Below are 14,549 nucleotides of genomic sequence, written 5' to 3' on the forward strand. Positions count from 1 at the left end.
CACACCCGCTCACGCCACCACCCGCAGCCCCAGCTCCGCCGCCAGCACCGGGGCCAGGTCCAGCAGTTGCCCCGGGCTGATCACCGCGCCGGTCAGGCGGTCCACGCCCCGGGCGATCTCCAGCGGCGCCGCCCCGCGCAGGTCGACGTCGACGAGGACGGCGGCGCTGAAGTCCGCCTCCTTCAGCGCGCAGTCCACGAACTCCACCCGCTCCAGCCGGGCGCCGCCGAAGTCCGGCTCGACCAGCACGCAGCTCTCGAAGACGACGTCCTTGAGCCGGGCCCGGCGCAGATTCAGGAAGTCGATTTTGCCGCCGCGGATCACCACCCGCTCCAGCACCGCCCCGTGCAGCTGCGTGCCGCCGAGCCGGGCGCCGACCAGCTCCACGTCGCGCAGGGTGGCCCCGGACAGGTCGGTGCCCACGCCCCGCACGCCGGTGAGGACCGAGTCGAGCAGCCGGGCGTTGCGCAGGGATGTCCCCTCCAGTACGCAGCCGGTCAGCGCGCAGTCCATGAAGCGGGCGCCCGCGCCGTCCTGCCCGGTCAGGTCGGCGTCCCGGACGTCCAGTCCGTCGTAGTCCCCGTCCGGTGCCAGCCCCCCGCCGGCGTACGCCGTCAGCGGCGGCAGCCGCAGCTCCGGGCGCCGGGCCGCCTTCACCTTCGTAACCGTCATGCCCCCATGCTGCACCCCGGCACTGACAACGTGACAACGCCCTGTCACAGCATGGGCGCCCCGGACGTCGTAGGGGGGAAGGGAAACGGGAAGGACGAGGAGGGAGTACCGCATGCACCGCATCACCGTCGTCGGCGGCGGTTTCGCCGGCCTGACCGCCGCGGTCACCGGCGCCGAGGCGGGCGCCCGGGTCACCGTGTACGAGGCCCAGGTCCGGACCGCCGTACGTGCGGCGGGCGTCCATGCGCTGGACACCGCCCTGCGCGAGGGCGAGCGCGGCCCGGCGCCCGCCCTGCCCACCGTCCCGGCCGCGAGGGCGCGGGCCGGAGCCCCGATATCCCCGCGCGAGAGGCCAGGAGTAAAGGAATAACCCCTGCATCTGAGAGTTGAACCCTCGCTTCGGGGGTGCGCCCCAGTCACCTTTCCAGGTCGCGTCGTTTCGTAGCCTCAACGAACCGGCCCCATGAGGCCGTATTGAGGGTCAAGTAGCCGTAGTCCCTGTTCTTCGTGTCTCGGACCAACACCCTGGTGGGATCATTGTCTGCCACCTCTACACAGTTCGTCGTCTCCGTATGCGAACTGGTACGCCAGTTCGGTTGAATGGGCAATTGAAAGTCCCCTAATCTGCCGATATTTGGTCGTAGTGTTGAATCGCCGCAAGGATGAGGTCTCGAACGGAGGCTCCGTAGACCGCCGACTGCTTCAAAAGCGCAAAAGCTTTAGTGTATAGATCGATCTCTCTCGGCTGAGTCACCGAAAACTCGGCCGAGTACGTCTCGACAAGGACGAGCCTTTCATCGAACATGGAGAAGGAGTTGCCGGGCCAGATGCGTGTTGGCGCTGACCGCGGGATGACGCCAAGGCTGAGTCTAGGAAGTCGCATAACAGCCAGCAGGCGGTCAAGTTGACCCCTCATGACCTCGGGGCCGCCGAAGTTGGTGTAGAGCGCCTGCTCAGCCAGTAGCACGTTGAAGATTCTGCCACCCTTGTAGAGGTATTGCTGTCTCTCCAGCCTCTTTTCCGTGGCGGCTTCGATGTCGTCGGGGATCTCGTAGAAGTCCCGGACTTGTTGGAAGGTCGCAGCGGCGTACTCCGCAGTCTGAAGCGTCCCCCAAATCAGCGTGGGATGCCAGATGCGGAAGATTTTGGTCTTGGAGTAGACCGGTAGGGCTGCTTTTTGCCTCTTCTCGGCCCCGGTCGCGAGTTGACGGCGCCATTCAAGCCATAGTTCGTCAATATGACGCACGGTGGCGATCAGGTCATCAATCTGGTCCGAGTTCCCGGTCGCAGTGCACCAGTCCCTGATGTCTTCTTCACTGGCATTCTGCTTGCCATTTTCGAGACGCGAGACCTTCGATTCCTGCCAGCCGAGCGCACGCGCGAGCGCCCGGCCGCTCATGAAGCCCGCGTCCTTGCGGAATCCACGCAGCCGGGCGCCCAGCGCCTCGCGTGCTTCTTGTGCTTGGGAGCTCACTGATGGGGTCAGACGCTGTACTCGGCGTGCGGGACCGCGACTGCCCAGAGGAGATCGCGCAGGCGAGTACACTCCGTCACGGTGTCAGGGTCTTCAACGATTTCCGACCCGAGCACACGGCCCTCAGAATCGAAGTGCCCCACGGCAAGGAGCCGGTCGTCGTACAGCCACCAGTCGTTTCCTCGCAGTGGAAGGGCTGTCCCTTCCGGCAGCAGATGCCGCGGAAGCCAACGGATGTCTTCGCCGGCCTCGATGTTGAGCCTCGTCAGTGAGTGCTCCCAAGTGACGTACTCGGAGTGCGGCTCGCTGATCACTCTGACTCGTCGGACAGTCTTCCCCGCGCTCGTGACACGCTTCATCAGCGCCATCCAGGAGTCGAGCCAGGTGAGGTCATCGGGCTCGCCCCTCTGCCAGCGCGCGTAGGGCGTGTTCTCGATGGGAGACCCATAGTCGTCCCTCAACTCCAGGTGGAAGGCGTCGCGCTTGAAGCTGTCAAACAGCCTGTCGCGCTCAGCGGGAGTGATCAGGTCCACTGTCTTCCTCCAGTAGGGCCGCGATCAAGGACTTGGGCACCTCGATGCAGGTCTCATAGTCAGGCATGCGCATCTGGCTCAGGGCCTCGGGGTCGTGCACTTCCGATCCCTGGAGAACGCATGTTCCCTGTGCGGTGACGATCACGACGGGGTCGACGAACTTCCTGAGCTCGCCGGACGTGTGACCGTCCTTGGTCAGGTGCTCGAACAGTTCGGTCGGCACCTCGATGGCGGTCTGCCCTTCGGGAACGTCGAGTTGCATCAGCAGTTCGTTGGCGTACACCTTCCAACCCTGGATGACGTAGCTGCCTTGGTCGCTCGCGTACAGGGTGGGGCTGTCTCCTGGGGTGGAGTTCTTTCCAAGGAACCGTAGCTTCACGCGTGGTCTCCCGTCCGCTCCCTTGCGCCAGATTGCGCAATGCATCGATAGTCGCTGGGTCATCCGAAGGCGTCAATCGACATGCTGCAAACTCGCGCAATCTTCTTGGGGATTGGGCGCCGACCGCTCTACGTTCGTTTCTGGACCCGTACCCACCCAAGGGCACGGAGGGGAGAAGCGTGGTGGCAAGCGTGACCGAAGACCGAGGTCCGGCAGTCGGCAACGAGCCCATCGACATAGAAGCGATCATGAAGAGCACGAACGAGGCGTTGGCCATACAGCTCAACACCTCGACTCGCGCAGCCCTCGCCGCACGGGCCGGCCTGATCTACGAGCAACTCGCCCTGCTCCTCGGTGAGGACCTGGGCGCCGACCACGACCCCGTGGTGCTGGACCTGGTCCGCGAGGCATACGTCCTGCTCGACGCCGTCGGGCGTCCCGCCAACGTCGCGTCCGTCTTCAACGCGTTCGTCCAAATACGCAACGCGGCGCGCCTTACCCGCCGCCTGCTCTGGATCTGGGCGGAGCTGAACGGGGTCGAAAGACCGTGAGTCCCCGAGCACAACAGGCCGCCTACGTGGTGGTACTCATCGCGCTGCTTGCGGCCCTGGCATGCGGCGTCTTCAGCACGCCGGATACCGGCTACGGCCAGGCCGAGCGCAGGACGCAGACGGACAAGGTACGCACATGGCCATGACACTCCAGGTCTACCGAGTGGACCGCGAAGGCAACCGTACGGAGATCCGGCCCATGCACGAGGTCGCTCCGCTCAAGGCGCCCGAAATTCTGCAGTCTTACCCGCCCTGTCGGTGCTACCGGTGTCGGGGACAGCGCAAGTCGGCGTGATGCGTCGACCACTTGTCACTGTGGATCGGCCCCATCGACCCATCGAGCACGACGGAGAGCAGGCGCCCGTCCACGCCTGCGAACACGGGAGCGCCGTGCCAGGACCTGTCTCAGCCGCGTCGCAATCACCCCACGGCCACGACGGTTGCTGATGGGCCTGTCGCGGCCTTATGACCCCGCAAGTGCAGTACGGCCGAGGGACGTCCCCCTCGGTCGCCCCTGAGGAGAAGGCAGAAGCCATGTCACTCAAGGAAGCACTCAGCAGGAGGGCTACCGTCCGCGGCTACGAGGACGACAAGAACAAGGACATCGAGGACGGCGACGGCAACGGCGGTTCGGGCTCCCCCGGCCACCCCGTCTGACCCGCCTCTCCCTCTGACGAGAGTCCCCCGGCCGTCAGCGGTCGGGGGACTCTTCCACCCGATAGGTCGCACATGAATCTTCTGGTGATCGACTGGGACTATTTCTTCCCCACTCCCACGGCCGGCGCCCCGCTTGGTGATCACCCGGAGTTGTACGCGTGGCCCGTCGCTGAAGACGCCGTACACGTCGAGGCGATCTGGCTTCGACGGGTTCGCGCCTTCATCGAGGCGGGAGTTGCACTACCCCAATGCCAAGGCTTCTCTGGCTTCTGGAGCCGCTTCGACATCGCCCCTGACGCCACCCTCTTCTACGCGGACTCGAACGCGTGGGCCAGCCAGGTCTTCCCGTCCAACGCAGGGGGCGAGGGACCGTGGGAACGGGTGCACCTGTACGACGCTCACCACGACTGCGGATACCCGCAGAACCACCGGACGTTCGAGGAGTGGCAGCGCGGGGGCCGGATCAGCGCCGAGAACTGGTTGCTCGCCCACTACTGGAACGGCTCCCAGGTCTTCGTGCACTTCCCGCCGTGGCGCGAGTCCATGAGCCGGCCGAGTGAGCACCCGCTGATCCCCGTGAGCATGACCATCGACACCGGACGGGCGCCCTGCGTGGTCTTCAGCGCGGTGTTCCTGTGCCGGTCCGGGGCGTGGGTCCCTCCGTGGTGCGATCTCCAGTTCGCGGACTTCATGGCGGCGTGCCCGGTCGCACGACGAGTCGAGATCCCACAGAACGAATGGCATCAGCCGCGTCCCGACGTCCGTCGCATGGTGCAGCTTGCGGCCCGGACCAGCCGGGACACGGTCACCTGGGCCCGTGCGGTGTGCGATGCAACCCCCGGACCGTGAGCGGCAGTTGATGACTGACGTGACGAGTGACACCGCGGATGGGAAGGCCGCTGCCGTGGACGACGGGCTGTTTCGCCCATGCCGCCTGCCGCTGCCCGGAACACGCCCTGCTGATCCAGCGCGTCCTGGCGATACCGCAAAAGCGCCCGGACGGCACACGAACTGTCCTCCACCTGCCTCCGGCCGCCGCACTGCGCGTGCGGAACATACCGATCCGTGGTGTTCTGTCCGAGTGACTTCGGACACCGACCCCCGGCGCTGGTGGGCCCTGGTGGTGATCGCGCTGGCCCAGCTGATGGTCGTCCTGGACGCGACCATCGTGAACATCGCGCTGCCCTCCGCCCAGCGCGACCTGGGCATCTCGGACGGGAACAGACAGTGGGTGATCACCGCCTACACCCTGGCCTTCGGCGGACTGCTGCTGCTCGGCGGGCGGATCTCCGACCTGATCGGCCGCAAGCGCAGCTTCCTGATCGGGCTGGTCGGGTTCGCGGTGGCCTCCGCGCTCGGCGGCGCGGCGGGCGGCGCCGGGATGCTGTTCGCGGCCCGCGCCCTCCAGGGGGTCTTCGCCGCCGTCCTGGCCCCCTCCGCCCTGTCGTTGCTGACGACGACGTTCACCGATCCCCAGGAGCGCGGCAAGGCGTTCGGCATCTACGGCGCGCTGGCCGGCAGCGGGTCGGCGATCGGGTTCATCGTCGGCGGGGTGCTCACCGAGTACCTGAACTGGCGCTGGTGCCTGTACGTCAACATCCCCATCGCCGCGGTGGCCGTGATCGGCGCCCTGGTCCTCCTGCACGACCGGCCCGGCCACTCCGGCGCCCGCCTCGACGTGCCCGGGGTGGTGCTGGGCTGCGGGGGCCTGGTGGCCCTCGTCTACGGGTTCAGCGAGGCCGAGTCGCGGGGCTGGACCGACGCGCTGGTCCTGGCATTCTTCGCCGCCGCCGTCGTACTCCTGGTGGCCTTCGTGCTCTGGCAGAACCGGGCGCCTAGCCCGCTGCTGCCGCTGCACATCGTCCGGGACCGGGACCGCGCGGGCTGCTTCCTGACGATGATGCTGGCGGTCATCGGCATGTTCGGCCTGTTCCTCTTCATGACGTACTACCTCCAGGTCATCCTCGGCTACTCGCCGGTGCGGACCGGGCTGGCGTTCCTGCCGCTGACCGTGGCGATCATCGTCGGGTCGACGCAGATCTCGGCGCGGCTGCTCCAGCACGTGCCGCCGCGGGCGCTGATGGTGCCGGGGATGATCCTGGCGGCGGCCGGGATGGTCATCCTGACCCGGATGACCGTGCACTCGGAGTACGTCAGCGAGATTTTGCCGGCGCTGGTGCTGATGGGGCTCGGCATGGGCCTGACCTTCATGCCGGTGTTCGCGACCGCCACGGCGGGGGTCGCCGCGCGGGACTCCGGGGTGACCTCGGCGACGGTCAACACCTCGCAGCAGGTGGGCGGTTCGATCGGCACGGCACTGCTCAACACCATCGCCACGACCAGCAGTACGGCGTACGTCACATCCCACCTGACCGACCCCTCCCAGCGGGCGCTGGTCCTGCGGGAGGGCATCGTGCACGGCTACACGGTGGCGATCTGGGTGGCGGCCGGGGTGATGCTGCTGGCGGGGCTGATCGCGGGGGTGATGGTGACGGCTCGGGCGCCCAAGCGAGGGGTGGCGGCGGGGGCGGGGTGACGGCGGCGTCCGTTACCGGGGTCCGCCCGGCGCCGGCGGCCCGGGCCTGGACGCTGGGCCGGGTGCTGGAGAGCACCCTGTGGGACGTCGAGGACGGCCGGCCGCCGGACGGTGCCCGGCTGGAGACGGGCCGACTGCTGCGACGTACGCGCGCTGTCAAGGGCGGCATGATGCACGGTAGTTGAACGTCGGCTGAGGGTCCGTCGACGATCTTTTCCAGGCGCCGTTCAGGCCCCCTGTGCCGCTTCCGTCGTTCATACGCTGACGCGCGTGCGAGGACAACGGACGGCGGACGACCACCAGGCCGACACCCGGCAGCGGACCCCTTCGGCGGCCCCGGCGCCACGCCCGCGCCCGGCGGGCGGCGGCGGCCCCGGGCCGGGCTCGCTGCTCGCGCTCCAGCGCAGCGCGGGCAACGCGGCCGTCGTGCAGGCCCTGCACTCGGGCAGCAGCAGCGGTGGCAGCAGCGGTACGGCGGTGGCGAACACCGCCGATGTCTCGGGTGGGGGCGGGGGTGCGACCGACACCGCGCTGACGCCCGTCACGCTGCCGCCCTACCTGCTGAACCTGGAGGCGCCGGGGCTGTCCACCACCCTGCTGCGATCCGGGCAGGACTCGGTCCGCCAGGTCATCAAGGACCGGGTCGGGCACGAGGGCGGCACGGTCGCCGCCATCGTGAAGGAGCTGACCGGGCGGCCGGACTCGTTCTTCGGACCGGGCCGTTCGTTCACCGTGGAGGGCGTCAAGGGCAGCAAGAAGTCCTACGACGTCACCGTCTCCATCGGCCCGCACCCCGATGAGCAGGCCATCCACGCGGAGCTGCCGGCGGACGGCGCGGATCTCGGCAAGGCCACCAAGATGGACGCCCACCGGCTGTCCAACCGGGCCACCGGCAGCGGCACCGGCGACGCCCGCAGTGGCGGCGTCGGCGGCATGGTGTTCGTGCTGTTCCCGGCCGCCGGGCCGCTGTGGGCCGGGTTCGCGGTGTCCGGCGGCACCCAGCTGTGGCAGTCGTCCAAGGAGTACCGCCGGCTGAAGACCACCACCAAGGGCCGGGTGCTGCGCAGCGACAGCGGGTCGGTGCACGTACCGCGCATGGTGCGGTTCGCGGTGCGGGTCGCGGCGCACGACGGCGACGGGCCGACGTACGACCGCTGCGACGGCGAGCTGGACCAGAAGGTGCCGACCGAGCAGCTGGTGCCGCCCGGCGCCGCGATGAACCCGCGGCCGAAGGCGCTCGGCACCCGGGCCGCGGGGCGGGTGAAGGCCGCCGACTCGCTGGCCGCGGTCGCCGCGGTGGACCCGGCCGAGTCGCACGAGGGCGGCGGCGGACTGTTCGACAAGGTCGCCTCGGTGCTGCACCCGGCGATCACCGCGCCCGGCAGCCCGGGGCGGGCGGCGCTGTACTCCGCGACCGCCCCGGCCACCGTCGCCGAGGACCTGCCGCGGATGCTGGGCGACGGCGTGTTCAGCGAGGACATGCCCTCCAAGGACCCGCACACCACCGGCGCGTACCGGATGCGGGCCGAGATCACCCGGCTGGCGCCGGCCTGGGCGGGCGGCAAGACCGCGCTGCGCGCCTTCGACCACACCCAGGACTCGGCCACCTCCAACCAGAGCAAGGGCCGGAACGTGTCCGGCGGCGTCGGCCCCGCCCTCGGGCTCGGCCCGAGTGGCCAGGTGGCCGTGCTGCGCACCACCGCGATGCTGCTGGCCGGCCTGCGCAAGCAGCACTTCACCGGGCACGAGCAGACCGCGGCCACCCGGCGGGGAGCGGAGATCAAGGGCCAGAAGGTGCTCTACCTGGCGGCGGTGAACCTGACCGCCGAGGGCACCGGCACCCGCACCTCCGACATGATCCTCGCCAAGAAGAGCCGGGTCGCCACCCACCAGATGTACATGTGGCTGACCCTGCGGGCCGACGAGGCCGCCGCCCTCGGGCTGGAACTGCCGCCCGACGTCGAGGTCAAGAAGCCGTTCCCGCGGGATGCGAAGAAGAACGCGAGGCGGAAGGCCGCCGAGCGGGCGCAGGCGGAGGGGAAGGGGAAGGGCAAGGCTCTGGAAACCGTTCCGGAGGAAGAGGAGGTCCTCGACTACGCGCCCGAAGAGGGGCAGAGCGAGGAGGAGGCGCGGGCCGAGCGGCACCTCGTGCACGGCGCGGCCGGCGCCAACGTGGTCCTCACCGGGCTGGACACCGGGCCGCTGCTGACCAGGCTGCAGAGCGAGTTCGCCGAGGACCGGCTCAAGGGCTATCTGCCGGCCTTCGGCGACGACAAGAAGGCGGCGTACGCGACCAAGGAGGAGGCCGAGCTCCAGCGGCAGAACTACCGGGACCTGGTCGAGAAGCTGTCCCAGGAGAACCTGTCGGCCAACAAGGAGCAGTTGCTGTCCTCCGGCATCCGGGTGCCGCTGCGCCGCAAGGGCACCCTGCACGACTACGACGTCGAGGTGCAGGTCACCGGCTCGGTCGGGAAGACCTCCTACGACGGTGACCTCGACGACTGGCTGGTGCGCTCGCACTCCGGGGTGAGCGGCAGCGGGCTGAGCGGCCGCAGCAGTTCCCGGACGATCGGCTACTCACTGGTCGGCCAGCTCCGGGTGGTGCCCGCCGTGCTGACCCTCGGCGCCCGCCGCGACAAACAGCACATCAGCTCCCGGCGCAACCAGGCCGGCCCCGTCACCCGCACCGACGTGCTCACCAACGGCAACGAGAAGACGGAGGCCGCCAGCGCCTTCACCGCGCCACTGACCCTGTCGGTGCGGATCAGGACGGCGACCCTGCAGAACAAGTACGGCCGGGCCACCTCCTTCGGCTCCCTGGGCCGGGACGACCCGCGCACCGAGGAGCTGCCCGGGTTCGCCCTGGACGAGCAGGACGTACGGCTGTACACGCCCCGGGCGTTCACCATGGACGACCAGCAGAAGGAGGCGTTCGACGCGGCCGGCGCGGGCGAGCGGCCGGCGCCGGTGCACCGGGACCTGACGGCCGGCGGCATCGGGGACCTGGTCCGGCTGGCCCCGCAGCCGGCCGGCGGCGGCGGGGTGCGGGACTGGACGCTGGTGGAGAGCGTCGGCGACGGCGCCGCCGTCCGCGACCTCGCCTTCGACCTGCTGGCCAAGGCCGCCGCCCGCAACGAGAAGACCCGGGACGCGAGCGGGGCGAAGACGGACCGCAAGGACACCGCCCTGGCGGCGGAAGGGCTGGCGCCCCGGCGCACCATCGAGGACCGGTTCAGCGCGAACTCGATCAGCGCGGCGCTGCGGCAGGCCGTGTCCTCCGGGTGGGTGGTCCAGGACCTGCACCACGCCCGGCGCCTCGCCGACCTCCAGGGCGCGGTGGGCACCCGGCTGGGGCTGGCCAACGCCAAGGTGGTGCACGAGGGCAAGGGCGCGGGCACCGAGACGTTCGTCATGGGCGGTCACCAGGCCACCGGGCAGCAGGGCAAGGGCACGTCCACGATGTACCAGGGCGGGGTGACCGGCGTGGAGCAGGGCACCGACTGGCGCCTCGCGCAGGGCGTCTCCGGCTCCCGCACCACCAGCGCGGGCGACAGCGGCGCCCGGACGGTGGCCGGCAGCATCGAGCGCAACGCCCACACCTCCCGCGACCAGCAGCTCTACCTGGTCCGGGCCGACCTGCTGGTCAACATGGTGGCCGAGGTGAAGGTGACGTTCGGCGGTCCCTACGTCTCCTCGGCCGGGCGGACGCTGCCCGGCGAGGCGCTGGTGTGGATGACGGCCCAGCAGTTGCGCACGGCCGGCATCGAACTGCCGGCGTCGGCGCGGGAGGAGCTGAAGCTGCCGGCCGTCTCCGAGACAGGCAAGGGAGACAAGGGCGGCACGGGCGGCACGGGGGCCAGGCTGACGCGGGCCGGCAAGCAGCGGGCCGGGGAGGGCTCCCGGGACGCCGGGGCCGAGGCGGCCGGCTTCACCCCGCCCACCGACCACACCCTCGCCCGGGACCTGCCGCTCGGCCTCGGCATGTTCGGCAACGTGCCGGACTTCCTGCCGCTGCTGGACGACGCGCGCGACCGGCTGGCCCGGGTCGACCAGGACCTCGCCGCGGAACTGCTGCCGACCCAGCTGCTGAAGGACCCCTTCGACAACGTGCTGCGGCTGGCCCAGGTGCTGGGCCGGGACGGCGCCGCCGGGCTGATGTCCAGCGCCATGGACGGCGGGGTCACCGTGCCGCTGTACAACGGCCGCAAGACGCCGTACTGGGCGGTGTTCTCGGTGCAGCGCAAGGCCGACGGCCGGTCCGCCGGACTGGCCGGGGACGGCCGGGACATGGAGTACATCACCTCCGCCGTCGCCCAGGACTCGGCCGCGCACGAGGAGAGCAAGGGGTACGCCGCGGAGGGCGTCTTCGCCGGTTCGGCCAAGCCCGAGGACGGCGCCGGACCGGTGCGCAGCGTCGGTCCGGCCACCGGCCCCGGCGTCGCCTCGGCCGGCCAGCGGCGCGACGGTACGTCGTCCCGCTCCCAGGTCGGCATGAAGGTGGTCGGGCACGGGTCCAGCCGGATGGTGAAGATGGTGCTGCCGATCGACGCCAAACTGGAGATCTTCCGGGCCGGGTCGGCGGCGCCGCTGACCACGGCGCCGCTGGGCTACCACGAGATGGAGTTCCGCGCCCCGGCGGCAGATCTGGAGGCGACGCGGAAGGTCGAGAACGTCAGCTTCGTGCTGGAGCGGGACGACTCGGTGGACACCGCGCAGGAGGGCTGGCACGCGCGCGGTGTCCGGCTGCCGCTGGCCGCGCAGGTCAACGGGTTCAAGGGGGCGCCGCGGGCCCGGCAGCTGGTGCTCGACGCGGTCAAGGCGGCCGGCGGCGGCGACCGGTACCGGGACAAGGGGGAGAACGCCGCGTACACCCTTCAGGAGGCGGTCTCCACCGAGTGGCTGGCCTCCGCGCTGCCGCTGCTCGCCGCCTCCGGCGCGGAGCTGCCGCCGGTGCACGCCACCGGGGCGCAGGGGCAGGACCTGCGGGCCTGGGTGCACGCGCGGCTGCGGGCCGGGCGGGTGCTGGGCACCAGTGACCCCAAGGAGGAGTTCACCTTCGAGAGCATCGCGCCCAGCGGGCCCGGCGAGATGCGGCACACCCAGTCCGACGAGCAGCACGCCGGCGACCAGTCGTCGACGCTGCGCGGGGTGCTCGGCCCGACCCTGGTCAGTCCGGAGGCCCGGCTCAACCAGGGCACGCTCAACTACGACAGTACGGACGGGTCGGCCGACATGTCGGCGAGCGGTTCCGGTTCGATGCCGGTGCTCAAGCCCAAGGCCCGTTCGACGCTGGTGCAGTTCACCGTGGACCTGCGGGTGGTGGCCGAGGTCACCGACCGGGGCACGCACCGGGTCAGGAAGGCCGCCCGGGACATGACGCTGCCCACGCCGGTGGTGATCCGGATGCCGGCGCCGGAGGTCGAGCGGATGATCGGGCCGGGCAACGGGTTCGGTTCGGAACTGCGGGGACCGGCGGAGGACGACGTCAGGAAGAAGGACCTCAAGGGCAAGGGCAAGGAGCGGGCCGTGTGACGGGGTGCCCGGCGCCGGTTCAGTCCCGCGCCGCCGGGCCCAGCACCGCCCGCAGTTCCATCCGGCGCCGTATCCGCAACTTGCGGTAGGTGCTGGTGAGGTGGGTCTCCACGGTGCGCCGGGCCAGGTGCAGCAGGTCGGCTATCTCGGCGTTGGTCCGGCCGTCCGCCGCCAGTTCCGCTATCCGGCGCTCGCTGCCGGTCAGCGCGTCGCTGCCGGTGCGGTCGGTGCCGGGCCGGCGGGCGCCGCCGTCGCGCAGCGCGTCCCGGGCCAGCCCGCGCAGCCGCAGCGCGCCCTTGTCCTCGGCGCGTTCGGCGGCCTCGCGCAGACAGACCCGGGCGCGGGCCCGGTCGCCGGCCGCGATCAGCTGGCGGCCCCGGGCCAGCAGCGCCTCGATCAGCTCCATGTCGGTGTCGACCGGCGCGTCCCGCAGCACCCGTACCGCCTGCTCGGTCAGGTCCAGGCCGTGCCGGCCGCCGGTCGCGGTGCCCAGCACGCGCAGCGCCCGGCCCACCGTGCGGGGCGTGTTCCACACCCGGGCCAGCCGCAGTTCCTCGGCCGCCAGGTCGAGTGCCTCGCGGGTGCGGCCGAGCGCGAGTCGGCATTCGGCGACCGCCGTGCGCCACGGGGTGACGACCGGGCTGAGCACCTCGCGGGCGGCCTGCCTGCGGCCGCACTCCAGGAAGTCGTGCAGCGCGCCCGCGTGGTCGCCGACGGCGGCCCGCAGCGCGCCGCGCGCGAACAGGAACCGGTTCAGTTCCCAGGAGTCGGGGGCCTGCCGCAGGTCGAAGCCGTCGGCGAAGCGCCGGGCCTCGTCCAGGCGGCCGGTGTGCACCAGCGCCAGCAGGGCGTGCGCGTCGGTGTTGAAGGGGGCGCTGCGGGCCCACGGGGTGCGCCGGACGGTGGCGTCGTCGAGGTGGGCGAGGAGCGCCGGGTGGTCGCCGCGGGCGGCGGCGATGTCGGCGCGGGTGCTGAGCAGCGCGTGCCGCATCGGGTGCAGCAGGCTCGGGTGCTGGCCGGCCAGGCCGCGCTCCACCAGCCGTTCGGCCTCGTCGAGTTCGTCGGCCCACTGGGCGAGCGCGGCGGCGGTGCCCAGCAGGAACGGCTCGGCCAGCGGGTCGCCGGGCTCGGCGAGCAGCGCCCGTACCCGTTTCATCGCCGCCTCCGCCGACAGTGTCCCGGCCGACGCCTCGTACCGGACCAGCAGGGCCCGCCCGGCGGTGCCGACCGTCTCCGGGGCGTGGTCGGTGGCCTCGGCCAGCCGGCGGTACGCCTCCTGCCGCTGCGCCTGGTCGTGCTCGGAGAGCAGCGCGGCGGCGGTCCGGGCGGTGCGGGCCAGGCCGGGTTCCTGGCGCAGGTGGCCCTCGGTGCGGCGCAGTACGCCGATCGCGGTACGGACCTCGCCGCGGCCGGCCAGGGCGGTGCCCAGGGCGATGGCGGTACGGACCCGGTCGCGGGGCGCGGCCGGCAGGTGCAGGGCCTCGCCGAGGCGGGCGATGGCGGCGGGGGTGTCGGCGGCGGCGTACTCCAGGGAGCCCAGCTGGGTCAGCATGCGCTGTCTGAGGTCGTCGGGGACCGGCTCGGCCAGGGCGCGGCGCAGATAGGCGACGGCGTCCGCGGGGCGGGCCTCGTCGACGGCGGTGGTCACCGCGTCGCGCAGCACCCGCAGCGCCCAGGGCAGGCCGACCGCCGGGGTGCGCGCCAGGTGCCGGGCGACCGCCTCGACCCGGCCGCCGCGGCGCAGCAGGGCCTCGGCGGCGACCCGGTGGGCGCGCTCCCGCCGGGCGGTGGGCCAGCCGGTGAGCACGGCGTCGCGCAGCAGGGGGTGGGCGTAGCGGGGCCGGCCGGCCGGGTCGGGGCGCAGCAGACCGAGCCGGGTCATCGCGGTCAGCCACCCCTCGACCCGGGCCGGATCGGTACCGGTGGCCTCGGCGAGCAGGGCGGCGTCCTCCGGGTCGCCGGCGGTGTCCAGCGCCGGGGTCGGTGCGGGCCGGCTCGTGTCGGTGGCCGGGGAGGTCCGGTCCGCGTCGGTGGCCGGGGAGGTCCGGTCCGTGTCGGTGGCCAGGGAGGTCCGGTCCGTGTCGGTGGCCAGGGAGGTCCGGTCCGCGGCGGCGGCCAGGGAGGTCCGGTCCGCATCGGCGGCCAGGGAGGTCCGGTCCGCGGCGGCGGCCAGGGAGGTCCGGTCCGCATCGGCGGCCAGGGAGGTCCGGTCCGC

General features: G+C 71.4%; 12 protein-coding genes and 1 pseudogene. 7 read left to right on the forward strand and 6 right to left on the reverse strand.

The annotated features are described in order from the left end of the window. Positions 1-9 precede the first annotated feature (9 nt). A complete protein-coding gene (locus tag ACTT8P_RS17550; RefSeq protein WP_442832588.1) occupies positions 10-672 on the reverse strand; it encodes a pentapeptide repeat-containing protein in 663 nt (220 codons plus the stop codon). 112 nt (positions 673-784) lie between these two features. Here ACTT8P_RS17550 and ACTT8P_RS17555 point away from each other — a divergent pair. Beyond that, a pseudogene (locus ACTT8P_RS17555) lies at positions 785-994 on the forward strand (NAD(P)-binding protein); the annotation flags it as partial. Between the two features lie 94 nt (positions 995-1,088). Here ACTT8P_RS17555 and ACTT8P_RS17560 read toward each other — a convergent pair. The 4 genes from ACTT8P_RS17560 to ACTT8P_RS17575 are packed head-to-tail and all read right to left on the reverse strand — an operon-like array spanning position 1,089 to position 3,058. After that, complete coding sequence (locus tag ACTT8P_RS17560; RefSeq protein ID WP_442832589.1) at positions 1,089-1,280, reverse strand: DUF397 domain-containing protein; 192 nt, start codon at positions 1,278-1,280, stop codon at positions 1,089-1,091. Between the two features lie 11 nt (positions 1,281-1,291). Further along, positions 1,292-2,146 carry a helix-turn-helix domain-containing protein gene (locus tag ACTT8P_RS17565; RefSeq protein ID WP_442832590.1) on the reverse strand — a complete coding sequence of 285 codons (855 nt, stop codon included), beginning with the start codon at positions 2,144-2,146 and terminating at the stop codon, positions 1,292-1,294. Between the two features lie 8 nt (positions 2,147-2,154). Next, positions 2,155-2,679, reverse strand: coding sequence for a DUF6879 family protein (locus tag ACTT8P_RS17570; RefSeq protein WP_442832591.1), 525 nt, complete (start codon positions 2,677-2,679; stop codon positions 2,155-2,157). Continuing rightward, positions 2,657-3,058, reverse strand: coding sequence for a hypothetical protein (locus ACTT8P_RS17575; RefSeq protein ID WP_442832592.1), 402 nt, complete (start codon positions 3,056-3,058; stop codon positions 2,657-2,659). The genes ACTT8P_RS17570 and ACTT8P_RS17575 overlap by 23 nt, the downstream gene beginning before the upstream one ends. A 248-nt stretch (positions 3,059-3,306) precedes the next feature. On the opposite strand from ACTT8P_RS17575, the gene ACTT8P_RS17580 reads away from it, so the two are divergent. From ACTT8P_RS17580 to ACTT8P_RS17605, 6 genes are all read left to right on the forward strand, one after another. After that, complete coding sequence (locus tag ACTT8P_RS17580) at positions 3,307-3,609, forward strand: hypothetical protein (protein WP_442832593.1); 303 nt, start codon at positions 3,307-3,309, stop codon at positions 3,607-3,609. 534 nt (positions 3,610-4,143) lie between these two features. After that, positions 4,144-4,266, forward strand: a complete 123-nt coding sequence (locus tag ACTT8P_RS17585) for a hypothetical protein (protein WP_442832594.1) — start codon at positions 4,144-4,146, stop codon at positions 4,264-4,266. Between the two features lie 72 nt (positions 4,267-4,338). Further along, a complete protein-coding gene (locus ACTT8P_RS17590) occupies positions 4,339-5,115 on the forward strand; it encodes a hypothetical protein (protein ID WP_442832595.1) in 777 nt (258 codons plus the stop codon). 271 nt (positions 5,116-5,386) lie between these two features. Then, positions 5,387-6,802, forward strand: a complete 1,416-nt coding sequence (locus ACTT8P_RS17595) for an MFS transporter (RefSeq protein WP_442832612.1) — start codon at positions 5,387-5,389, stop codon at positions 6,800-6,802. Positions 6,803-6,864: 62 nt separating this feature from the next. Then, positions 6,865-6,987 (forward strand): hypothetical protein, encoded by a 123-nt coding sequence (locus ACTT8P_RS17600; RefSeq protein ID WP_442832596.1) that lies wholly within the window; start codon positions 6,865-6,867, stop codon positions 6,985-6,987. 85 nt (positions 6,988-7,072) lie between these two features. Further along, entirely contained in the window at positions 7,073-12,334 is a 5,262-nt protein-coding gene (locus ACTT8P_RS17605; protein WP_442832597.1) for a hypothetical protein, read from the forward strand. A gap of 19 nt (positions 12,335-12,353) precedes the next feature. On the opposite strand, the gene ACTT8P_RS17610 is transcribed toward ACTT8P_RS17605, so the two are convergent. Then, positions 12,354-14,549 (reverse strand): LuxR C-terminal-related transcriptional regulator (locus ACTT8P_RS17610; RefSeq protein ID WP_442832598.1); only part of this gene is annotated, 2,196 nt, incomplete at its 5' end.

The sequence above is a fragment of the Streptomyces sp. JW3 genome (assembly GCF_052216785.1).
GTDB lineage: Bacteria > Actinomycetota > Actinomycetes > Streptomycetales > Streptomycetaceae > Streptomyces.

Coding starts and splice junctions, on each gene's coding strand:
- ACTT8P_RS17550 (WP_442832588.1), bottom strand. CDS start 672: ATGACGGTTACGAAGGTGAAGGCGGCCCGGCGCCCGGAGCTGCGGCTG.
- ACTT8P_RS17580 (WP_442832593.1), top strand. CDS start 3,307: ATGAAGAGCACGAACGAGGCGTTGGCCATACAGCTCAACACCTCGACT.
- ACTT8P_RS17585 (WP_442832594.1), top strand. CDS start 4,144: ATGTCACTCAAGGAAGCACTCAGCAGGAGGGCTACCGTCCGCGGCTAC.
- ACTT8P_RS17590 (WP_442832595.1), top strand. CDS start 4,339: ATGAATCTTCTGGTGATCGACTGGGACTATTTCTTCCCCACTCCCACG.